Annotated in this window: 18 protein-coding genes, 3 tRNA genes and 1 pseudogene; 7 read left to right on the plus strand and 15 right to left on the minus strand. The window is 67.7% G+C overall.

All coding sequences use genetic code 11. The features are described from left to right. Positions 1-62: 62 nt before the first annotated feature. Positions 63-1,370, minus strand: coding sequence for an NlpC/P60 family protein (locus ACQ86L_RS09090; RefSeq protein WP_434318593.1), 1,308 nt, complete (start codon positions 1,368-1,370; stop codon positions 63-65). Then, a complete protein-coding gene (locus tag ACQ86L_RS09095) occupies positions 1,363-2,622 on the minus strand; it encodes a M23 family metallopeptidase (RefSeq protein WP_434318863.1) in 1,260 nt (419 codons plus the stop codon). Before ACQ86L_RS09095 ends, ACQ86L_RS09090 begins: the two co-directional genes overlap by 8 nt. A 342-nt stretch (positions 2,623-2,964) precedes the next feature. Here ACQ86L_RS09095 and ACQ86L_RS09100 point away from each other — a divergent pair. The 3 genes from ACQ86L_RS09100 (at position 2,965) to ACQ86L_RS09110 (ending at position 3,290) form a co-directional block, all read left to right on the plus strand. Next, positions 2,965-3,037 (plus strand) — tRNA-Glu (locus ACQ86L_RS09100). A gap of 38 nt (positions 3,038-3,075) precedes the next feature. Further along, positions 3,076-3,152, plus strand: a tRNA-Asp gene (locus tag ACQ86L_RS09105). 62 nt (positions 3,153-3,214) lie between these two features. Beyond that, a tRNA-Phe gene (locus ACQ86L_RS09110) sits at positions 3,215-3,290 on the plus strand. Between the two features lie 73 nt (positions 3,291-3,363). Here the strand turns inward: ACQ86L_RS09110 and ACQ86L_RS09115 are convergent. Beyond that, complete coding sequence (locus ACQ86L_RS09115) at positions 3,364-4,464, minus strand: tyrosine-type recombinase/integrase (protein ID WP_434318864.1); 1,101 nt, start codon at positions 4,462-4,464, stop codon at positions 3,364-3,366. Positions 4,465-4,673: 209 nt separating this feature from the next. Further along, positions 4,674-4,988: a hypothetical protein gene (locus tag ACQ86L_RS09120; RefSeq protein WP_434318594.1), complete on the minus strand. Its 315-nt coding sequence runs from the start codon at positions 4,986-4,988 to the stop codon at positions 4,674-4,676. A gap of 141 nt (positions 4,989-5,129) precedes the next feature. Here ACQ86L_RS09120 and ACQ86L_RS09125 point away from each other — a divergent pair, with 141 nt between their 5' ends. Together ACQ86L_RS09125 and ACQ86L_RS09130 are read left to right on the plus strand one after the other, a co-directional pair. Then, positions 5,130-5,615 (plus strand): MarR family winged helix-turn-helix transcriptional regulator, encoded by a 486-nt coding sequence (locus tag ACQ86L_RS09125; protein ID WP_434318595.1) that lies wholly within the window; start codon positions 5,130-5,132, stop codon positions 5,613-5,615. Positions 5,616-5,729: 114 nt separating this feature from the next. Continuing rightward, a complete protein-coding gene (locus ACQ86L_RS09130) occupies positions 5,730-6,548 on the plus strand; it encodes an MIP/aquaporin family protein (RefSeq protein WP_434318596.1) in 819 nt (272 codons plus the stop codon). A 454-nt stretch (positions 6,549-7,002) separates the two neighbouring features. On the opposite strand, the gene ACQ86L_RS09135 is transcribed toward ACQ86L_RS09130, so the two are convergent. Genes ACQ86L_RS09135 through ACQ86L_RS09160 form a run of 6 tightly spaced genes read right to left on the minus strand, consistent with a single transcriptional unit; the run spans position 7,003 to position 13,513 of the window. Beyond that, complete coding sequence (locus ACQ86L_RS09135; protein ID WP_434318597.1) at positions 7,003-7,728, minus strand: alpha/beta fold hydrolase; 726 nt, start codon at positions 7,726-7,728, stop codon at positions 7,003-7,005. A gap of 44 nt (positions 7,729-7,772) precedes the next feature. Beyond that, complete coding sequence (locus ACQ86L_RS09140; RefSeq protein WP_434318598.1) at positions 7,773-8,924, minus strand: enolase C-terminal domain-like protein; 1,152 nt, start codon at positions 8,922-8,924, stop codon at positions 7,773-7,775. Next, the gene (locus ACQ86L_RS09145) at positions 8,914-10,743 is read right to left on the minus strand and encodes a thiamine pyrophosphate-requiring protein (RefSeq protein WP_434318599.1); all 1,830 of its coding nucleotides are present in this window, start codon (positions 10,741-10,743) and stop codon (positions 8,914-8,916) included. Before ACQ86L_RS09145 ends, ACQ86L_RS09140 begins: the two co-directional genes overlap by 11 nt. Positions 10,744-10,779: 36 nt before the next feature. Further along, entirely contained in the window at positions 10,780-12,411 is a 1,632-nt protein-coding gene (locus tag ACQ86L_RS09150) for a GMC family oxidoreductase (RefSeq protein WP_434318600.1), read from the minus strand. Beyond that, complete coding sequence (locus ACQ86L_RS09155; RefSeq protein WP_434318601.1) at positions 12,408-13,043, minus strand: gluconate 2-dehydrogenase subunit 3 family protein; 636 nt, start codon at positions 13,041-13,043, stop codon at positions 12,408-12,410. The genes ACQ86L_RS09150 and ACQ86L_RS09155 overlap by 4 nt, the downstream gene beginning before the upstream one ends. Beyond that, positions 13,040-13,513 (minus strand): hypothetical protein, encoded by a 474-nt coding sequence (locus ACQ86L_RS09160; protein ID WP_434318602.1) that lies wholly within the window; start codon positions 13,511-13,513, stop codon positions 13,040-13,042. The genes ACQ86L_RS09155 and ACQ86L_RS09160 overlap by 4 nt, the downstream gene beginning before the upstream one ends. A 166-nt stretch (positions 13,514-13,679) precedes the next feature. Between ACQ86L_RS09160 and ACQ86L_RS09165 the strand changes: the two genes are divergently transcribed. Further along, complete coding sequence (locus ACQ86L_RS09165) at positions 13,680-14,156, plus strand: MarR family winged helix-turn-helix transcriptional regulator (protein ID WP_434318603.1); 477 nt, start codon at positions 13,680-13,682, stop codon at positions 14,154-14,156. A 62-nt stretch (positions 14,157-14,218) separates the two neighbouring features. Beyond that, positions 14,219-14,539: a pyrophosphatase gene (locus ACQ86L_RS09170; protein ID WP_434318604.1), complete on the plus strand. Its 321-nt coding sequence runs from the start codon at positions 14,219-14,221 to the stop codon at positions 14,537-14,539. A gap of 759 nt (positions 14,540-15,298) precedes the next feature. Here ACQ86L_RS09170 and ACQ86L_RS09175 read toward each other — a convergent pair. The 5 genes and pseudogenes from ACQ86L_RS09175 to ACQ86L_RS09195 all read right to left on the minus strand — a co-directional run. Further along, positions 15,299-15,421: pseudogene (locus ACQ86L_RS09175) on the minus strand (IS21-like element helper ATPase IstB); the annotation flags it as partial. Between the two features lie 45 nt (positions 15,422-15,466). Next, positions 15,467-15,763 carry a transposase gene (locus ACQ86L_RS09180; protein WP_434318605.1) on the minus strand — a complete coding sequence of 99 codons (297 nt, stop codon included), beginning with the start codon at positions 15,761-15,763 and terminating at the stop codon, positions 15,467-15,469. A gap of 52 nt (positions 15,764-15,815) precedes the next feature. Further along, positions 15,816-17,150: an NAD(P)/FAD-dependent oxidoreductase gene (locus ACQ86L_RS09185; protein WP_434318606.1), complete on the minus strand. Its 1,335-nt coding sequence runs from the start codon at positions 17,148-17,150 to the stop codon at positions 15,816-15,818. Then, positions 17,147-18,973, minus strand: coding sequence for a glycoside hydrolase family 15 protein (locus ACQ86L_RS09190; RefSeq protein ID WP_434318607.1), 1,827 nt, complete (start codon positions 18,971-18,973; stop codon positions 17,147-17,149). The genes ACQ86L_RS09185 and ACQ86L_RS09190 overlap by 4 nt, the downstream gene beginning before the upstream one ends. Beyond that, complete coding sequence (locus ACQ86L_RS09195; protein ID WP_434318608.1) at positions 18,970-19,737, minus strand: glucose 1-dehydrogenase; 768 nt, start codon at positions 19,735-19,737, stop codon at positions 18,970-18,972. Before ACQ86L_RS09195 ends, ACQ86L_RS09190 begins: the two co-directional genes overlap by 4 nt. Positions 19,738-19,814 lie beyond the last annotated feature (77 nt).

The raw sequence follows: 19,814 nt of genomic DNA on the forward strand, positions 1-19,814 counted from the left end.
ACTCGGCGGTTTTTTGCGTAATTCGAGCCGTCTCGGCGGCTTGGGTCAGGCGCTGGGGCGGGCTACCTGGCCCCAGGGGAGCCCCAGACGGACTGGATCTTGACGACGTCTCCCTCGGTGGGGGCGGCGATCATCATGCCGCCGCCGAGGTAGATGCCGACGTGGTAGAAGTTACCGGGCGAGTCTCCCCAGAAGATGAGGTCGCCGGGCTGGCGCTGGCTGTACGGCACGATCTGGCCGCGATTGGCCGCGGTGAAGAACTGGTCGTTGACCGAGTGGGAGCCGATGTAGACGCCCGCGTAGGCGTACGACTTCATCGTCAGGCCGGAGCAGTCGTAGCCCGTCGGGCCCTCGCCGCCGAAGATGTACGGCTTGCCGAGCTGCGCCTTCGCATACGAGATGGCGGTGTCGACCACGTTCCCGTTCGGCGGTGCGACCGGGCCGCCCCCGCCGCCGCCTCCGCCACCACCGCCGGACGAGCCGCCGCCGGCCTGTTGCTGGGCCTGCTGCTGTTGCTGCTGCTGGCGGATCTGCGCCTGACGCTGCGCCTCCGCCGCCGCTGCGGCAGCCGCTGCGGCCGCCGCCTGCTCCTGCCGGATCTTCTCGCCCTGCAGGTATGCCGCCTCCACCTGGGTCGAGGTGTTCTTGAGGGTCGCGAGCTGGGCGACCAGCTCGGTCGACTTGTTCTGCTGCTCGACCAGCGCCGCCTGGGCGGCGGACTGCGCGTTCTGCGCGGCGGTCAGCGCCTGGTCGGCGGCGGCCGAGAGCTTCTCGCGCTCGGTCTTGGCCGTCTTGGCCTGGGCGTTCAGCGACTCGGCGGTGTTCTTGTCCTTGGTCGCCTGGTCGTAGACGGCCTTCGACTGCTCGGTGAGCTTGCTCATGGTGCCGAGCTGGAACAGCAGCTTGTCGGCGTTGGAGCCGGAGCCGCCGCCCTTGAGCAGGAGCTCGGTGCTGACGTCGGTGCTGCCGCCGGACTTGGCCAGGTGGGAGGCGAGGAGGCCGGCACGCATCTGCGAGGTCTTGGCCTTCGCCGCCGCGTCCGCCGACTGCTTCTCCAGGTCGGCCTGTTTCGCCGTCGCCTTCGCGAGTGCGTCCTTGGCCTGGAAGTAGGCCTCCGCCGCCTTCTCGGAGGCGATGCGGGCGGCGTCGACGCTGCTCTGGAGGCCGCTGATCAGGGTCGTGATGTTCGCGATCATCGCCTGCTGGTTGGCGACGTTGGCCTTCGCCTGCTGCACGTCGTTCCAGGACGGGTAGTCGACGGCCTGCGCCGGGGCGACGATGCCGATGGAGGCCGTGACGGCGCCCATCACGCCTGCGCCGATCGCGAGGCCGGTGCGGGTACGGGAGTTCTTCGGAGTATCGCTAGCCAAGGGGTGCCTGCCTTGCTCTCATGAACGGGATTCCGTCGATCTTCTGGCCGTTCACCAGCACTTCGTAGTGCAGGTGACAGCCGGTGGAGGCGCCGGTGCTGCCGACGCGGGCGATCGGCTGGCCGGCCCCGACGCTCTGGCCGATGCCGACGAGGATGCCGCCGTTGCGGATGTGCGCGTAGCCGGTCTGGATGCCGCCGCCGTTGTCGAGGAGGACGTAGTTGCCGTGGGTGCCGTCCGGCCCCGCGTAGACGACGGTGCCGCCGTACGCCGCGTAGATGGGTGCGTTGCAGGAGGCGCCGATGTCGATGCCCATGTGGTACGTGCTGCCGATCCCGCCGGGGGACGGGCGGGGGCCGAAGCCGTCGGTGATCGGTCCGGCGGCCGGGACCGCCCAGCCCTGCGGCCCGACGTAGCCGCCGGGGAGGCCTCCCGAGCCCCGCGCCGCCGCCGCCGCGGCCGCTGCCGCGACGCCGGCCTCGTAGCCCGAGACCGTCTTGGCCGTGGTGTCGCGGAGGGCGGCGAGCTGCGCCTGCATGACGACGATCTGCTTCTGCTGCTCGGCGAGCTTGGCCTGCGCTGCCTTCGCGGCGGCGACCGCGGCCTGGAGGGCGGCGGTCGCGGAGACGCGGAGCTTCTCGCGCTCGGCCTTGGCGACCTCCGCCTGCGCCGACAGCGCCTTGGCGGTGTTCTGGGCCACGCGGGCGTCGGTGTAGACCTTGTCGGACTGCTCGGTGAGCTTGGACATGCTCCCGAGGCTGGTCAGCAGCGTCTCGGGGTTCGTCCCGCTGGCGCCGTTGCCGCTGAGGAAGATGTTGGCGGTGAGGTTGCGCCCGCCGGTGCGGTAGAGCTGCGCGGCGAGCTTGCCGGCTTGGGCGCCCGCGGCGTCGGCCTTCTGCTGGCTGGCGGTGGCCTGGGCTTCCAGATCCCTGGCCTTCATGTCGGCCGCGTCGAACGCCGCCACGGCCGCCTGGAGCTCCTCGCCGCGCTTGACCGCGGCCGCCTGGGTGTCGGAGACCTCCTGGTCGAGCTGCGCGATCAGGGTCGTGATGCGGGTCACCTGGGCCGCAGCCGCCGCCTCGTTGGCCTTGGCGTTCTGGACGTCCTGCCAGCTCGGGTACTGGTCGGCGTACGCCGGCGCCGCGATGGAGCCGACGACCCCGGTCAGGGCAATGGCGCCGACGGCGAGGAGGCGCAGCAGCGCCCGGCGCGGCCTGCGCCGGTGCGTGTCGTCTCTCGTCGCGTATCTCATCGTCACCTTCAACCCGTCGGATGGAACATCGGCTGTCACACGATCAACACGGGTCTCGTCATCACCAGGAGCAACATTAGCAACATCACCATACGCCGCCCGGCTCGGGGGAGGGCGGCGGTGCTCGATCGGGACCACGTGCGGCTCGCACGGACGACAGGGAGCCGTCGTTCGCAATCCTCCAGGGCGTCCGGCCTCTCACCGGGCATTTCATCGGGGCGTGGCGGGAACCCGGGGCGATCGACCCGCCCGGGCTGCAACCCCGATTGGCATTCTGTCGGGGACTTCCGTATGCTTATGCGTCGGTGGTCATCGAAAAGCGAAAGCGGTTCGAGACGATCCGGCCCCATCGTTTAGTGGCCTAGGACGCCGCCCTTTCACGGCGGTAGCACGGGTTCGAATCCCGTTGGGGTCACGATGGCATCCTTTACAATTCAATAAGCACCACAGTTAGGCCCTGTAGCGCAGTTGGTTAGCGTGCCGCCCTGTCACGGCGGAGGTCGCGGGTTCAAGTCCCGTCAGGGTCGCCACGGCGACAAGCCCTTCCACTCGGAAGGGCTTCCGTCTAGGTGGGCGCGACTTCGTGCCTCCCGGCTCTGTAGCTCAGTTGGTAGAGCGTTCGACTGAAAATCGAAAGGTCACCGGATCGATGCCGGTCGGAGCCACCAGAGAAACCCCCGGTCCGATGCGGATTCCGGGGGTTTTCTGTAGGCCTAGTGAGGCCGACGAAATGGCGTTTGACTACATTTTGACTACAACTGATTTCGCTGCTTGGGCATCGAGGGCGTTCGCAACGTCATCAAGGTCATCGTCGAAGAGGTCCGCATAGACGTCGAGGGTCATGGCGGCGGACGCGTGGCCGAGCATCCGTTGCACGGACTTGACGTTGGCTCCGGCCGAGACCGCGAGTGACGCTGCGGTGTGCCGGAGGTCGTGAGGTGTCAGCCGCGGAAAGCTGTCGTCCTTGTGCATGCACCGAGCGACCGCAGCGTTGAAGACGCGGTTGCGGAAGTTGCCGGCCCTGAGCACCCCACCGTCGGCGCCAACGAACACCGGCTCGTCTGGGTCGCGACCGGCGCACCGTACCTCTAGCGGAGCGGTCAGCAGATCGGGGAATGGCACAGAGCGCCGCTCGTGATTCTTGGGCGTTCCCCACACGATCACTCCCCGCGGTTCGGAGATCGCTCGAGCTATGTCGAGTCGTCGGCGCGTGAAGTCGACGCGGTTGACTTGAAGACCGGCCATCTCGCCCCAGCGGAGACCCGTGTACGCGAGGAAGAGGACGATGTCGCCGTGCTCGCCGCATTCTGTTGCTAGCGCCCGCACTTGCGCGTGTGTCAGGTAGCCGTGCTCGCGGGAGGACAACCTCGGCAGCTGAACGCCGTCGGAGGCGTTGAGGGTGATGCGCCCATCGCGGATCGCATACTTCAACACGCTCGCCAGCACGAGATGTATCTGCCGCACCATGGACGGGCCGAGGCTGGCCGAGAGCTCGCCCACCCATGCTTGGACGTCGCTGTGTCGAACGTCCACGAGTCTTATGTTGCCCCAGCGAGGAAGCACATATTTGTCAAGGTGGAATCGGTAGCCCGAGCGAGTCGTCGGCTTCACCTGCACCTGGGCACGGAACCATTCTTCGGCCACGTGCGAGACCGGTGTTCTCGCCTTCGTCGGGTCGACCCACTCGCCCTTGGCTTGGGAGACGTTGACCGACGAGAGGAAGAGTTCCGCGGCACGCTTCGTAGTGAAGCCACGCTTCATCGTGTTGCGGTGGTCAGGCGTTCGGTACTGAACCCGATATCGCTTGCCTGCTGCTGTCTCGTAGGACTCAATCGATCCCATGTCCGACACCCCCTGAGTCGATGAGGCGATTGTCCGTCGTACCACTGACGCGCAGGTCTCCCTAATCCCGCAGCGGGCAACGCCGGCGCCGTCGGGGGCGAGGCGGGCCCCGAAACCCTCCCGTCGGCCGACGGACAGATCCGTGCGGACTTGGCGGAGCAGGCAGACGCCCGAGTCCGCCCACTCCGCCAATTGTCGGCGGTCGATTCTCAGCGGCCGGGGTCCATGTCTCCGGCGCCGTCGGCGGTCGGGTCATCGTCGGTTTGCTCGTGCGCGCCGTGCTGATGCGGGGCTCCGTAGTGCTCGGCCTTCGGGTAGTTGCCGCTACGCAGGTGTGAACTGCGCACCAGCGGCTGCTCGCCGGCGCGCTCCGACCCGACATAGGCGCCAACGATGTCCGATTCGGGGCCGGGGTGGCCCTCGGACTCCGTGTACTGACCGTGGACCTCGCGTAGCTCCGCCGCCTCCGGCTCCTTCTGGGTGTAGTGGCCCTCGACCTGGTCACGCTCCTCTTCTTCCGCCATGACCATCGCCTCCTTAGTTGCGGTATCGCAATTGTCTCACCGTGGACGCTGAAGGAGAAGCGTCAGCGTCAACCTCGGAGCCGGTCCGCAACTTGAGCAAATGTTGCCCGGGCGCAAGTGATTCGTTGTACAACTGAAAGAGTGGACGAACAGGGTGAGAAGCTGCAAGATGTGGATGCCGCGCTCCTTGCGGTGGACGTGATGATGCGCGTCGCGGCGCGCTCTGTGCTCGAGGTGGAGGATCTCGTCACGTCGCCGCAGCTGCGCGTGTTGGTAGCGATCGCCACCCGCGGACCGCAAACCCTTGGCGAGATTGCCGCCGAGCTCGGCGTTCACGCCTCCAACGCGACCCGCACATGCGAGAAGCTCGTGCAAGCCGGGCTCATCACCCGCTCCGAGAACCGGGCGGATCGGCGCTTCGTGCACCTCACGTTGACGCAGGAGGGGACCGCGCTCGTGCAGCGCGTGATTGGTCACCGCCGCGCCGCCCTGGCAGAGGTGCTCGCAGCGATGGAGCCTCGCGACAGGGTCACTGCACTGCACGCGTTCCGTGCGTTCGCGCACGCCGCCGGGGAGCGGCCGGCAGCGGACGGGCGATTCGGCCTCGTGCTGCCCGCGATCTCCTGAGGTGGTCAAGGCAGGGCTTCCCAGCCCACAAAGTCCTTCATTGCGCAATCGCAAACATTGCGCGACACTGATCGTATCGACGTGATGACACGCCGCTTCCAATGGAGGTACGGAATGTCCGATGACACGATCCCAGTCCTGTTCCGGGGCTGGGGACTTAAACGTAGGAGCGGCCTGTGGGGCGAGTGCCTCGCGGAGTTCCTGGGAACGTTCGTCCTGATCGCGTTCGGCGACGGCGTCGTGGCGATGGCTGTGGCGGCGCTGCCGGGCTCCGGCCGCACCGAGGGGCCGACAACGTTCTTCCTCGGAGCGGGCGACTGGCTCCTGATCACCTGGGGCTGGGCAATGGCGGTCGTCTTCGGCGTGTACGTCGCCGGCGGCGTCAGCGGCGCGCACCTTAACCCGGCGGTCACGCTGGCGTTCGCGGTGCGGCGCGGCTTCGCCTGGGTGAAGGTGCTGCCGTACATGATCTCCCAGCTGCTCGGCGCGTTCGTCGGCGCCGCGCTCGTGCTCGGCGTGTATGCGGCGGCGATCGGCGCGTTCGACATGGCAAGCAAGGGACCGAAGACGAACGGGCACACGCTTGCCTCGTTCTCGATCTTCGCCACCTTCCCAGCGCCGTACTACAAGGGCAACATGTGGGGGCCGCTGTTCGATCAGATCGTCGGGACGATGTTCCTGATCCTGCTGATCGCGGCCGTGATCGACTTGCGAAACACGGCGGTGAAAGCGAACCTCGGCCCGCTCATCATCGGCTTCGCCGTCGCGGCGATCGGCATGTCCTACGGTGCGAACGCCGGGTACGCAATCAACCCGGCCCGTGACCTCGGTCCCCGGCTGCTGGCCTGGGTCGCCGGCTGGGGAACTTGGCAGTGCCCGGCGACGGCGCCTGGTTCAGCTGGTACATATGGGTGCCGATCCTTGGGCCGCTGATCGGCGGCGTGATCGGTGTCATCCTCTACGACCTGTTCATCGGAGACATCCTCCACGCCCGCCTGCTCAAAGCCGGACCCCGGATACCAGTCACTGGTGGTCCCCCGGCCGATCAGCCTCCCGGACCCGACACCAAGGAGCTATGAAACGTCACCGCACCCGCAGTGCCGAAACGAGGCAACCGACGACAACACTCCCCTCGTTCGTCGTTGCTCTCCGAGTGATCGGCCGGCTCTCACCTGAACCCTCCCAACGGGGACGGCACGAGCCGGCCGTTCACGCGAACCCACACATTGTGATCGAGACGGCGGAGACCGCGGGGTCGGAATTCAGAGGGCGGTGACGTCTTGCCTGCGCGGATCCAGCCTCGATTCGCTGATCGCTATTTCTGGCAGTCGGCGATCCCCTCCACACCGTTCTGCCTTGAACCAGATCTTGGCTCGTACAGGGAGGGCTAGTTGGGTTCGCGTACGAAGCGGAGTACTTCTTCCCATCTGTCGGCGATGGGCCCAATGGCGGCTTCTACGCGTTCGACCTGCGCGTTGGGCATGCCTGCTGCGTACCAGTTGGCGTCCTGGATGGTGGCGTAGCTGTCTCCGGCGCTGTACAAGATCAGGGCAGGCGCGTTGCTCGAAGGGGGTGGCACGTCTTTGAATGCGTTGCGGTCCGCCGTTGCCCCGATCCCGCCGTGCACGTACGCCGCCTCGCGCATGTGGTCGAGGCGATCCTGATAGCCAGGGCGGCTGTTCTTCTCCATCAGCTTCGCGAGCTGTTTGCGTCGGTTGATGACCTCAGGGTCCGTGTCTATGCTGGCTCGTTTCGGCGCGGGTGCACCGACGAGCGCAAGCCTGCTCACGAGGTGTGGGTGGCGGGTGGCGAAGGCCGCCGCGTAGATACCGCCCTCTCGCCAGCCGATGACTGCGATTGGCCCATACTTGGTTCCGGTGGAGGTGATGGCTGTTGATTCGGCGGATCGGAGGTAGCCGGCAAGGTCGTCCACCCACTCGGACACCTGGAGGTTGTCTGGCTCGGTGGCGCCGTACCCGGGGCGGTCGAAGGTGAGGATGTGAAGGCCGGATCGGGCGGTCACGGTCGGGTCGGGGTCGAATCCGGACGCTCCTGGAGTGGGATGGAAGAAGATGGCAAGGTGTCTGGCCGCGGGGTCACCGATGCCGGTCATTCCTACATCGCGACCGCTGGGGAACCTGACCAATCGATATGTCATCAGGCGTGTCCTTTCGTGCCGAGAGCTGTACTGAGCCCGTCCACGAGGTAGGGCTCGACATCGGCTTCGCGCAGCGTGAGACCGTGACCGGGTGCCGCGCGGTCCGGGAGGAGGTCGCCGTGACGAAGGGCCGGAACGCCATCGAAGAACGCGCTTTCGATCCGCACGTGGTCGTGGAAGTACTCGACGTTGGTCACCGCCCGGCAGCCCGCCCCGACGCTCGCGTGCAATCCGGGCGCCGTGTGGGCGCTGAGCGGCAGCCCCCACGCGTCCGCCAGGGCCGCCGCCGCAGTGAATCCGCTGATCCCGCAGCGGGTGGCGTCCGCCTGCAGCACGTCGACGCAGCCGTCGACCAGCAGATCGCGGAAGTCGGCCAGCGTGTAGGCGTACTCGCCCGCCGCGACCCGGATCGGGGCGGGCAGGCGGTCGCGCAGCATCCGGAGTCCTTCCCGGTCGTCGCTGGAGACGGGCTCCTCGAACCAGCTCACGCCGCGTTCGAGGAACGGGTCGGCGAGCGCCAGGGCCTGCTTGCGGGTGTACGCGCCGTTGGCGTCGACGAAGAGGTCGACGTAGGGCCCGATCGCGTCGCGGGCGACCGCGACGCGGCGGGGGTCATCGGCAGGGTCCGTCCCGACTTTGATCTTCACCGCCGACAGCCCGTCGGCCGCCCAGGATCCGAGCTGTTCGATCAGTTCGCCGTCGGTGTAGTCGGTGAATCCCCCGCTGCCGTAGGCGGGGACGCCGTCGTGGGCTCCGCCGAGGAGCTGCGTCAACGAGACGCCCAGCAGCCGGGATTTCAGATCATGGACGGCGATGTCGACGGCGGAGATCGCCGACGCGCTGACCCCGCTCCAGCCGATGTTGCGGACGGCCCGCGCCATCGCCCAGTACAGGCGCTCACTGTCCAGGGGGTCGGCGTCCCCGATGACAGACCAGAGCGTGTCGCGCAGTACATCGAGCGCACCTGCCGACGTGTAGGAGTAGCCGAGGCCGGTCTCCCCTCCCGTGGAGACGCGCACGACCAGCATGTCGGTGTGATCCCATTCGAGCGTCCCGTCGCTCTCCGGGCGTTCCCGTCCGCCGGTGGCCGTCGGCACCCGGTAGACCGCGGCCTGGACGGACTGGATGCGATCGGCGGGACTACTGCTCATCGTCGTCGTCCCGGTGCAGTGCGTGCTTCACCCGCTCGACGCCCTCGGTGAGGAGGGAGGTCGCGGAGTCCTTGATGGCGCCGAGGCCGTCCGGGTCGCCCTTCAAGAGGGCGAGGCCGGTGTTCTTCGCGAACTCGAGCGTGATGTGCGGCGGCAGCGGCGGCACGTTCTTGCTGGTGTGCGCGTCGATCAGGGTGACGCCGGGATGCGCGAGAGCGGCGTCCCAGGCCGCCTCGATCTGGTCGTCGGAGGTGACGGTGATGCCCTGGAAGCCGAGCAGCTGCGCCCAGCCGGCATAGTCGACCGACTCGACGTCCTGGGAGGTGGACCAGACCGGGTTGGCGTCCTCGGTGCGCATCTCCCAGGAGACCTGGGTGAGGTCGTCGTTGTGGAGGACCAGCACGACGAAGTTCGGGTTGGACCAGCGCGAGAGGTACTTCTTGATCGTGATCAGCTCGTTCATCCCGAGCATCTGGAACGCGCCGTCGCCGATCGTGCAGACGACCGTGCGGTCCGGGTAGGCGAACTTCGCGGCCTCCGCGTACGGCATGGCCGCGAGCATGGTCGCCAGGCGCCCGGACAGGTCGCCGCGCATCCCGTCGCGCAGCCGGATGTGCTGGCCGTACCAGTCGGCCGTGGTCCCGGCGTCGGCGGTGACGATCGCGCCGGCCGGGAGGCGCTTGTTCAGCTCGTGGTAGACCCGGCGCGGGTTCACGCCGTCGTCGTAGTGCTGCTCGGCCTGGGCGGCGAGCTCGTCGTCCCACTCGCGCATGCCGGAGGCCGCCTTCTCCTGCCAGGACAGGTCGTCCTTCTGCGTCAGCAGCGGGAGGAGCGCGGCCAGCGTCGTCTTCACGTCGCCCCAGATGCTCACGTCGGTGGGGTAGCGCAGCCCGAGCTGTTCGGGCCGGAGGTCGATCTGCACCGCCTTGGCCTGCCCGGTCTTCGGCAGGAACTGCCCGTACGGGTAGTTGGTGCCGAGCAGCACGAGGGTGTCGCAGTCCTGCATCTGGTCGTAGCTGGGCCGCGAGCCGAGCAGGCCGAGCTGCTGGGTGTGGAACGGCACATCGCCCGGCACGACCTGCTTGCCGCGCAGCGTGGTCATGACGCCGGCGGCGGTCAGGCGCGCGGCCGCGAGGACCTCCTCGGTCGCGCCGACCGCTCCGTGCCCGACGAGGAAGGTCACCCGCTCGCCGGCGTTGATGATGTCGGCGGCCGCCCGGAGCTGCTCCGCCGGCGGGGCGATGGCGGTCGACGGCGGCACCGCGCTCGACCGCGACACCCACATCTCCGCGCCGGGGGCTGCCATCTCCATCCCCTGCACGTCGTGCGGCAGGATGACCACGCACGGCTGCTTGCGGGTGATCGCCGTGCGGAAGGCGGTGTCGATCACGGCCTGCGCCTGCTCCGGCGAGACGATCGTCTGCACGTATTCGGCCACGTCGGAGAAGGTCTGCTCCAGCTTGCTCTCCTGCTGGTTGAACGTGCCGAAGGAGTTCAGCCCCTGCTGGCCGACGATCGCGACCACCGGCTGGTTGTCCATCTTGGCGTCGTAGAGGCCGTTCATCAGGTGGAAGCCGCCCGGGCTGGAGGTCGCGATGCAGACGCCGACCTCACCGGTGAACTTGGCGTGCGCCGTCGCCATCAGAGCGCAGATCTCCTCGTGGGTGGGACGGATGTACTCCAACCCCTCCCCGGCGCTCTCGGCCTTGCCGAGCATCCCGTCGAACTCGCCGATGCCGTCGCCGGGGAAGGCGAACACCCGCCGCACACCCCACTCCCGAAGTCGTCCGATCACGAACTCGCTGACTGTCGTCGCCATTTGTCGTCCCTCTTTCGCTTCTGCGGATGCTGGCTTTCACTTCTCCGGATGCCGGATGAGACGGTCCGCCGCGCGTGCGGCCACCGCCATGATGGTGAGCGCGGGGTTGGCGCTGCCCTGGGTCGGCAACACGCTCCCGTCGGTGATGAGCAGGTTGGGCACGGCGAACGACCGGCAGTCCGCGTCCACGACCCCGCGCGTCTCGTCCGCGCCCATGCGCGCTCCACCGACCAGGTGGGCGTAGCGCTGCACGGTCATGGTCTCCTGAGCGCCCGCGGCCTCCAGGATGCGCTCCATGGTCGCCTGCGCCGCCTTCGCCAGCGCGCGGTCGTTGTCGCACTGCGAGTAGGCGAAGTGGGCGATAGGGAGGCCGTAGCGGTCCTTCTCGTCGGCCAGCGTGACGCGGTTCTCGGCCCGCGGCAGGAACTCGCAGAGCGCTCCAAGGCACGCCCAGTGCACGTAGTCGGTCATGTAGCGGCGCAGGTCCGCGCCCCAGTGGCCCTGCGCCATCACGTGCTCCGCCCAGGTGATCGGCAGCGGCGAGACGGTCTGGATGGAGTACCCGCGCTTGTACGGCTTGGCCGGGTCCGTCTCGTAGAACTCCTCCGTGCTCACCTCGGGAGGCGGCGCCTTCCACATCCGGATCTCCTGCTCGAACCGGCCCGCGGTCTGCGGGGCGCCCTGCACCATGAGGTAGCGGCCGACCAGGTCGAAGTCGTTGCAGAGCCCGTCCGGGAAGCGCGCCGACGCCGAGTTGAGCAGCAGCCGCGGCGTCTCGATGGAGTACCCGGCGATCGCGACCATCCTGGCCTTCTGGAACCGCGGGACGCCGTCCTTCACGTAGTGCACCCCGGTCGCGCGTCCGGTGAACTGGTCGACCTCGATGGAGGTCACCATGCTGTCCGCGCGGACCTCGGCGCCGTGCGCGAGCGCGTCCGGGATGTGGGTGATGAGTGGCGAGGCCTTGGCGTTCACCTTGCAGCCCTGCAGGCAGAACCCGCGATAGATGCAGTGCGGCCGGTGCCCGAACCGGCCGTTCGGGATGGCCACCGGCCCGACCTTCGCCTCGATGCCCGCCGCGAGCGCGCCGCGCAAGAAGGTCTCCCCGTTGCCCGACACCGGATGCGGCCGGTGCGGGTAGCGGTGCGGGTCGCCCCACGGCCAGTCCTCGCCCGCGACGGGGAGCTCGTTCTCGATGTCGTCGTAGAAGGGGCGCAGCTGGTCGTACTCGATGGGCCAGTCCGCGCCGACGCCGTCCGCGCTGAGCGTGTGGAAGTCGCTCGGGTGGAAGCGCGGCACGTAGCCGGCGTAGTGCACCATCGACCCGCCGACCCCGCGGCCCGAGTTGTTGGAGCCGAGCGGCACCGGGTCGTCGCCGCCGATCTGGCGCGGCTCGGTCCAGTAGAGGTGGTGCGAGCCGGCTTCGTCGCTCACCCAGTCGCGGGCGGGATCCCAGAACGGGCCCGCGTCGAAGGCGACGGCGTCCCAGCCGGCGCGCGCGAGGCGCTGCAGCATGACCGAGCCTCCCGCCCCGCAGCCGACGATCGCGATGTCGACCTCGTCGGTGTCGTCGAAGCGCCGCATCTGCTCGGTCAGCCGTGGCTCCGCCTTGGAGCCGTCGGGGGTCAGCAGCCAGGCGGAGTCGTTCCGCTCCCGCACGGCGCTCACCGCTGCGTGCCCGTCCCGGGGAGGTCGTCCGGGTGCGCGTCGGCGACCTCGAACGGCTCGCGGCGGTCGATCCCGAGGTTCTTGTAGCCGCGCGGGTAGGCCGGCCCGGCAAAACCGATCTCGTCCCAGGCGGCCGGGTGACTGTAGAACGCGGTGCACGCGTACCGCGTCCAGAGGCTCCAGATGCGCGCCCGGTCGAAGCTGTGCCAGTCGCCGTCGCCGCTCCTGACCTGTTCGAGCAGGTCGAGTTGCTCCTCCGTGGCGCAGCTCGCGAACCGTCGACCGTGCGCGGCGGCGGCGTCCTCCTCCAGAGCGGCGAGCGTGCGTCGCCACGCCTCCGCGTCCTCGGGCATGGAGTCGTAGTGCCATCCGTCGGTCTGCTGCTCGGCGAGACGCGCGTCCACCATCGCGGTCACGGGGACACGATGCTCCGGATCCTGATCCAGCAGCCGATCGAACAGCGCGGTGGCCGTCGCCTGCTCATCGATGTCGAAGAACCGGATGTCCGGTTGCCGGCCGACGCGAGAGAGCACGACCGAGCGCGTCTCGTCGTCCCAGTGCGCCGCCTGGTCGAGCACGCGGAAACCGGGGAACCGCTCCGGCATGTGGTCGCGCCGACTGCTCACGGTCATTTCTCGCGCCTGAGGACGGCGGCGAGGAGCCCCATCCCGCCGACGAGCGTGACCAGCAGCGGCGCCAGAAGAGGCGGACCCATCTCGAGGTTGTACCGGAGGTTCCGCCAGCCGCCGGGCTTCTGGCCGACCCCGCGGGCGTGCAGCCAGGTCCCCTGCAGACCGTTCGCGACGATGGTCGCGGCGGCGATCGGCAGGACGGTCTTCGCGGCGGTCTTGCTGAACACGCCGGCCACTCCGGCGACGGCGCCGATCGGCCCCAGGATCACCGGAGCCCACATCCACGGGTTGCCGAAGCTCGCCTTGTCGTGCTCAAAGTAGATCTCGGCGGCGGTCACCAGAGCGCCTCCGGCGGTCAGGGCCGACAGCGAGCGCTCGAACCGCCCGGTCTCCACATCGCGGACCAACCGATCGACGCCGCGCACGACCTCCTTCCGCCGCGCCCCGCCACCCCGGCTCTTGTGCGTCATCCCCGTCTCCAATCGATTGCCTTACCGCAAGCGTTGCACTTCGCAAGGGTGTGGGCTAGTCCCTCGGAGTACCTTTTCAGGCTTAAGTCGCGCGCGGTGAGCGGGCGCCTGAATTGCAAATTGCGAGAATTGCGAGTTCGCAATGTCTCAGGGTCATACTTGAACCGTGAAACCCTCTTCGGAACCCGCTGAGGCCGTCGACGCGGCGATCGCTGCCGCGAACGTCCTGATGGGCGTCGCCGCCCGGTCGGTTCAGAGAGTGGAGGACGAGGTGAACAGTCTGCAACTGCGGGTGCTGATGCTGATCGAACTCGACGGTCCGCAATCGCCAGGCGCGATCGCGACGGAGCTGGGCGTTCACCCTTCCAATGCCACACGCACCTGCGACAAGCTGGTACAGGCCGACCTGATCTCGCGGGCAGAGGACCCGCAGGATCGACGCTTCATCCGCCTGGAACTCACGCGCCGTGGCACGGCGCTGGTCGAGAAGGTCATCGCGGACCGACGCGAGACGCTGGCGGGCATCCTGCGTGAGCTTTCTGGTGCTCAACTCGATCAGGTTGTTCTCGGCCTACAGGTCTTCGCCGAGGCTGCGGGCGCCGAGCCCGCGCGCGACGGCCGCTTCACCCTTGGCTCGCGCTGACCGACGCTCGCGGCTAGGGCTTACCGGCCGCAACTGCCCAGCGTGCCTGTGATGCTTGGGGCATGGATGTTGCGGGTCTGCAGGAAGATGTTGAAGCTGTCTCGGCCTCTTATGCCGAGCGTCACGGGATCAACCGGACTGACGATTGGTTCGTGCTCAAGCTGGGGGAGGAGGTCGGTGAGCTGACTCAGGCGTATCTAGCCAAGAACGGTCAGGCTCGCGACAAGGGACGCAGCGACGCGCAGATTGAACAGGACTTTCGCGCCGAGCTTTCCGATGTCCTTGCTCACGTGCTTCTCCTCGCACAGCGATTCGAGGTCGACCTGGTCTCCGAAGTCGAGCGGAAGTGGCTGGTGTGGAAACCTGGGCGTACGAATGCATAACGAGTCGTGGACAAACTAATTGGCGGGAGCCCAGGACCGAGTACTGGCGGAGATTGGTCCCAGCTTGGCGGAACGGACAGTTTGCGTTGGCAGTCGCCAGCAACTTGCACGCTGACCAACTGAACTCTCTGGATAGGAACGGCCCGCGTCAGCGAAATAGGAGCCGAGACGGAGGCTCGCTCACTCCGTGAAGCACCTTCGCGTTTTCATTTCTCGTATCATTCGCGCTCGTTGCGCTGGAATTTCTTGGGACGGTAGTCACCATCGTCGCCCTTGCGGTCACCTCCCCGTCCGGGGACCCCAGCCTGAGGACGCCTCCGCTTCGTTGGTGCGATCCAGGTTACGAGCGTTGAGGCGAGTGTGTTGGCAGGCACGAAGCCTGCACCCGCGTCAGGGGGAAGGAACCGGCCGTAAGCGGGCCGAAATGCCAGTTCGTCGGCGGTGCCACGTTCTCGAACGACATCAGCGCCCACCATCCCTGATCCGCCTCGCCCGCTTCACAGATAGATCTGACCTGCTCCCGGGGTGAATCGCCTTGGGAATAATGGAAACTACCGCTTGCGTCGAGCGATCAGGAACGCCACGACCAGGACCACGAACAGTGTCGTGAATACCGCGACTAGGGCCCCGGCACTGATTCCCATCCGTCCTCCTTGCGAATTCTCGCAAGACGACGGTATCAAAAATCGTCGTTCGAACCTCCAGTCTCGCAGGGGGGTGCTGAATGGGCGTTGCTTGAGGTTTGATTCGACGAGGCTGTCAGATGTGGGTGCGGGGGTGGTTGGGTCGGTACCACTCGGTGCCGGTCTGGATGGTGGTGCCGTTGAGGGTGAGCCGGTCGACGATGGCGGCGCAGAGGCGGGGATCGGTGAAGATCTTGGTCTGCCGAACAGTTACGGATGGCTCCGAGAACGCCGACCTGACCGGTCACGAGGTCGACGAGACCCGTGATTGCGCCTGGACTCGAGCCAAAAGGGCTCCAGGAAATACCCAATGAGGGAGAAGTCCAGACCTATTGCGAAACACCCGCGCCCATACGCCCCGCGCGGACCACCGGTTGAAGTTCTTATAGATCGTGTTCCAGTTCCCAAACCGCTCCGGCACGTCCCGCCACGGCGCCCCGGTGCGGAACCGCCACGTGTCGCCTCGACCACTGTGCGTCGATCCACCGGCGACCGCCCCGTCGACTTCGCCGTCTCTATTAGCGGCCCGATCACCGCTCACGCCTCATCCGAGACTCGCCCACGAGGCGCCCGAGGACGTTTAGCAACACGGCCTAGTCGCTGTGGCCTTGCGCTGCTGCCGCAGCCTGGAAACGCTCCCGCGGATCGCGGGCGAGCGGGGTCGGCGTGGGATCGCGTGACGTCAGGAGGTTGCCGATCCAGCCGAGCACGAGGCGCACGCGGCCTCCTGGGCTCGGCAAAGCAGCGGCGTGATAGAGCTTGTCCGCGGCCCAGGCCGGTGCGCCGCGCAATCGCACACCGCGGATCACCGCCGCGCCGCGCGCGCCGCCGTAGCTGGCGAGCGTCCCCAGCGAGGTGTGCTGGTAGTCGCGTGCCGGCCGCCCGTCGAGGGTGCGGCGAAGGTTCTCTGCGAGCACCCGCGCCTGTCGGACGGCGTTCTGCGCGTTCGGCGGATAGTAGGCGTGCTGCTTCTTCCGGGTCAGGTCGGGGACCTGCGCGTCGTCCCCGAGCGCCCACACCCCCTCGAGCGGAGTGCCGCTGTCGTGGACGGCCTGGAGGCGGGCGTTGCATCGCACATGACCCTTGGGGCCGCGGGGCACGTCGGCATGATCGAGCACCGGGTTGGGTGTGACCCCTGCGACCCAGACGATCGTGTCGGCCGGGTGGGTCTCGCCGTTCGAGAGGGTGACCTGGCCGTTCTCGCAACTCGTCATCTCGGTGTTCAGCAGCACATGGATGTGCCGGCGGTGCAACAGTTGCAGCGTCCAGGTGGACAGCTGCTCCGGGAGCTCCGCGGCGATGCGCCCCGCCGCCTCGACCAGGAGCCACCGCATTTCCTCAGCGGCCAGCCCGGGGAAGCGAACGAACTCGGCGGCCGCCAGGCGTTGGAGCTCGGCGATGGCTTCCACGCCGGTGTAACCTCCGCCGACGAACACGAAGGTGAGTGCCCTGCGGCGCTCCGCGGGGTCCGACGCCGCCGAAGCGAACCGGATACGACCGATAACCTGGTCGTGCAGGAACTCCGCCTCTTCGATGCTCGAGAAGCCGATGGCGTTCTGGGCGAGACCCGGCACGGGCATCGTCTTCGTCACGGCGCCGAGGGCAAACACCACCTGGTCGTAGTGCAGCGGACGCTCGGTCCCGTCCAAGGCGCGGACGATGGCGATCTTGGCCGAGGTGTCGACCGACTCCAGTGATCCGGCGACTAGGTCGGCGTGCTTCAGCCGCCGCCGAAGCGGCACGGCAGTCTCACGGGGCCGCGTCTCGCCTCCGGCGACCTCCGGGAGCAGCGGCTTGTAGGTCAGGTACGGGTCCGGTTCCACGACGGTGAGCCGCATCCGGTTCGCCCGCACGTCGCCGCGAAGCTCCCTCGCGAGGGTGAAGCCGGCAAACCCTGCTCCCAGGATGAGGATGTGCGGTGCGCTCATCGGGCCCTCGCCTTCGTTGCTTGCGTCGTGTCGATCGGGATTCGATCGCGGGTTGTGCCCGCCTCGCCGGCGAGCAGGTGGAAGGCGCTTCGCACTAGCGCGAAGTGGCTATAGGCCTGAGGCATGTTGCCGAGCTGCTGGTCCCGGTGCGGGTCCCACTCCTCGCTCAGCAGGCCGACATCGTTGCGAAGGGTCAGTATCCGTTCGAACAGGTCCTCCGCTTCATCGCGGCGGCCGGCGCCGACCAGAGCGTCGACCATCCAGAATGAGCAGAGGATGAACACCCCCTCGTCGCCCGTGAGGCCGTCGTCGCTCGCACCGGGACGGTAGCGCAAGACGAAGCCGTCCTCGGTGAGGCCCTGTTGGATGGCCTCGATGGTCCCAAGGACACGCTTGTCGTCAGGTGCCAGGAAACCCACCCGAGGGATCAGCAGTAGGGAGGCGTCCAGTTCACTCGAGCCGTATGCCTGCACGAACGTGTTGCGCGAGGCGTCATACCCGTTTGCCAGGATGTCCCGACGAATCGCCGCGCGCGTCCTCTCCCAGCTCCTGATCGGCCCGGGGAGGTCGAAGCGACGCGCCCCTTCGATCATGCGATCGAAAGCCACCCAGGCCATGACCTTGGAGTGCGTGAAATGCCGACGCGGGCCACGCATCTCCCAGAGTCCGTTGTCGGGTTCCTGCCACCGCTCGGTGAGATGGTCGAGAAGAGCGACTTGGAGTCGCCAGACGTCGTCACTGGAACCGATCGTCGACCGCGTGAGCGCCAAGCCGTCGAGGACCTCGCCCCACACGTCCAACTGGAGTTGATCGGACGCCGCGTTGCCGACGCGCACCGGGGTCGAGTCGTCAAAGCCGCGGAGCCAGTCGAGCGTCTGCTCCGGAAGCCGCCTGCGCCCATCCAGCCCGTACATGATCCGCAGCTCCGCCGGGTCGCCGGCGATCGCGCGCACCAGCCAGTCCCGCCAGGCGCGGGCCTCGTCGGTGTACCCGGCGGTGAGCAACGACTGGAGTGCAAGCGCCGCGTCACGCAACCAGCAGAACCGATAGTCCCAGTTGCGCGCGCCTCCCGGCTGTTCGGGCAGGGAGGTGGTGGGCGCCGCGACGATGCCGCCCGTGGGCAGATAGGTCAGCGCCTTGAGCGTGATCAGCGAACGTTGCACGGCGTCCCGGTGCGGCCCGTACACGAGGCTCTGCGCGCTCCACCGGGTCCAGAACAACTCCGTCGACGCCAGCGCCTCGTCGGGATCGGTCGGCGACGGCGGCTGCTCATGGCTCGGATACCAGGTCATGACGAACGACACCCGGTCGCCGGCGGCGACATCGAACTCGGCCACGGTGCGAAGATCACGGCCGGAGAGCGGGACGTCCGAGGCGACGAGGACGGCGTCCGGCCCGGCCACGGCTCGGATTCCCCGCTCGGAGTGCGTCACCCATGGGACGACATGGCCGTAGTCGAATCGCAGCACCAGTTCCGTGCCCATCCGCACTGTTCCCGACAGCCCTTCGACGATCCGCACGAGGTCGGCGCTGCGGTCGCGCACCGGCATGAAGTCGGTGACCCTGACCTGCCCATCCGCCGTCTCCCACTCGGTCTCGAGGATGAGCGTGTCATCACGGTAACGGCGTCGAGTGGAGCGGCCTCCACCGATCGGCGCCACCTGCCACCTCCCGGCCGAAGCGTCGTCGAGAAGAGCGGCGAAGCTGGCCGCCGAGTCGAACCGTGGAAGGCACAGCCAGTCGACGGACCCGTCGACCGAGACCAGTGCAGCCGTATGCAGGTCGCCGATGAGGGCGTAGTCCTCGATCCGTGGCGAGGTCACAGACCGCCGCCGCCGTGCATAATGCCGCCATCAACGAACACCGTCGTGGCGGTCAGGTATCTCGCCTGGTCCGAGATGACGAACGCCACCACCTCGCCGATCTCCGCCGGGTCCGCCACATGCCGCAGCGGGATGGAGTTTTCCAGCTTCTGGCGAAGCGAATCGTCCGTCATCGTCTGCTCGTTGATGGGCGTGTCCACCGCTCCCGGCGCGACGCCGACCACGCGTATCTGCTGGGGGCCGAGCTCGACGCCGGCCGTGCGGGTGAGCATCCGCATCCCACCCTTGGAGACGCAATAGGCGAGGTTGCCGGGCATCGGCCAATCCTCGTGCACGGACGACATGTTGACCACGACACCGGGCGACCCTTGGCGCAGGAACTGCTTCGCCGCCTGTTGCGTGCCGAACACCGCGCTTTTGAGATTGATGGCCACGACCTCGTCCAATACCTCCTCGTCCAGTTCGAGGAGGCTGTGGCGCTTCTCGATACCGGCGTTGTTGACGTACGCGTCGAGCCGGCCGAACTCGTCGACCGCGGAGCCGATCAGCTTGTCTATGCCCTCCGTGGTCGTCACGTCTGCTTCGACCCCAATCGCGCGACCGCCGTCGGCCGTGATCTCCTTCACGAGTTCGGCCGCGTCCTCAGGATGCGCGATGTAGTCGATCACGACGGCTGCTCCGGCCGCGGCGATGGCGCGGACGATCGCCATTCCGATGCCGCTGTTGCCGCCTGTCACGACGACGCTCTTCCCGTTCAGGTCCATTGCTCAGCTACCTCGTTCATGAGCCCCACTGAACACTTTATTTGCGATTATGCAATAGTTGCAAACTAGTAGCACCT

Source organism: Leifsonia sp. P73 (assembly GCF_051059105.1).
In the GTDB taxonomy this organism is placed as follows: domain Bacteria; phylum Actinomycetota; class Actinomycetes; order Actinomycetales; family Microbacteriaceae; genus Leifsonia.

What these genes read in the sequence shown, in the direction of transcription:
- ACQ86L_RS09095 (WP_434318863.1), bottom strand. Translation starts at nt 2,622, where the DNA reads ATGAGATACGCGACGAGAGACGACACGCACCGGCGCAGGCCGCGCCGG.
- ACQ86L_RS09115 (WP_434318864.1), bottom strand. Translation starts at nt 4,464, where the DNA reads ATGGGATCGATTGAGTCCTACGAGACAGCAGCAGGCAAGCGATATCGG.
- ACQ86L_RS09120 (WP_434318594.1), bottom strand. Translation starts at nt 4,988, where the DNA reads ATGGCGGAAGAAGAGGAGCGTGACCAGGTCGAGGGCCACTACACCCAG.
- ACQ86L_RS09130 (WP_434318596.1), top strand. Translation starts at nt 5,730, where the DNA reads ATGTCCGATGACACGATCCCAGTCCTGTTCCGGGGCTGGGGACTTAAA.
- ACQ86L_RS09135 (WP_434318597.1), bottom strand. Translation starts at nt 7,728, where the DNA reads ATGACCGGCATCGGTGACCCCGCGGCCAGACACCTTGCCATCTTCTTC.
- ACQ86L_RS09140 (WP_434318598.1), bottom strand. Translation starts at nt 8,924, where the DNA reads ATGAGCAGTAGTCCCGCCGATCGCATCCAGTCCGTCCAGGCCGCGGTC.
- ACQ86L_RS09145 (WP_434318599.1), bottom strand. Translation starts at nt 10,743, where the DNA reads ATGGCGACGACAGTCAGCGAGTTCGTGATCGGACGACTTCGGGAGTGG.
- ACQ86L_RS09155 (WP_434318601.1), bottom strand. Translation starts at nt 13,043, where the DNA reads ATGACCGTGAGCAGTCGGCGCGACCACATGCCGGAGCGGTTCCCCGGT.
- ACQ86L_RS09160 (WP_434318602.1), bottom strand. Translation starts at nt 13,513, where the DNA reads ATGACGCACAAGAGCCGGGGTGGCGGGGCGCGGCGGAAGGAGGTCGTG.
- ACQ86L_RS09170 (WP_434318604.1), top strand. Translation starts at nt 14,219, where the DNA reads ATGGATGTTGCGGGTCTGCAGGAAGATGTTGAAGCTGTCTCGGCCTCT.
- ACQ86L_RS09185 (WP_434318606.1), bottom strand. Translation starts at nt 17,150, where the DNA reads ATGAGCGCACCGCACATCCTCATCCTGGGAGCAGGGTTTGCCGGCTTC.
- ACQ86L_RS09195 (WP_434318608.1), bottom strand. Translation starts at nt 19,737, where the DNA reads ATGGACCTGAACGGGAAGAGCGTCGTCGTGACAGGCGGCAACAGCGGC.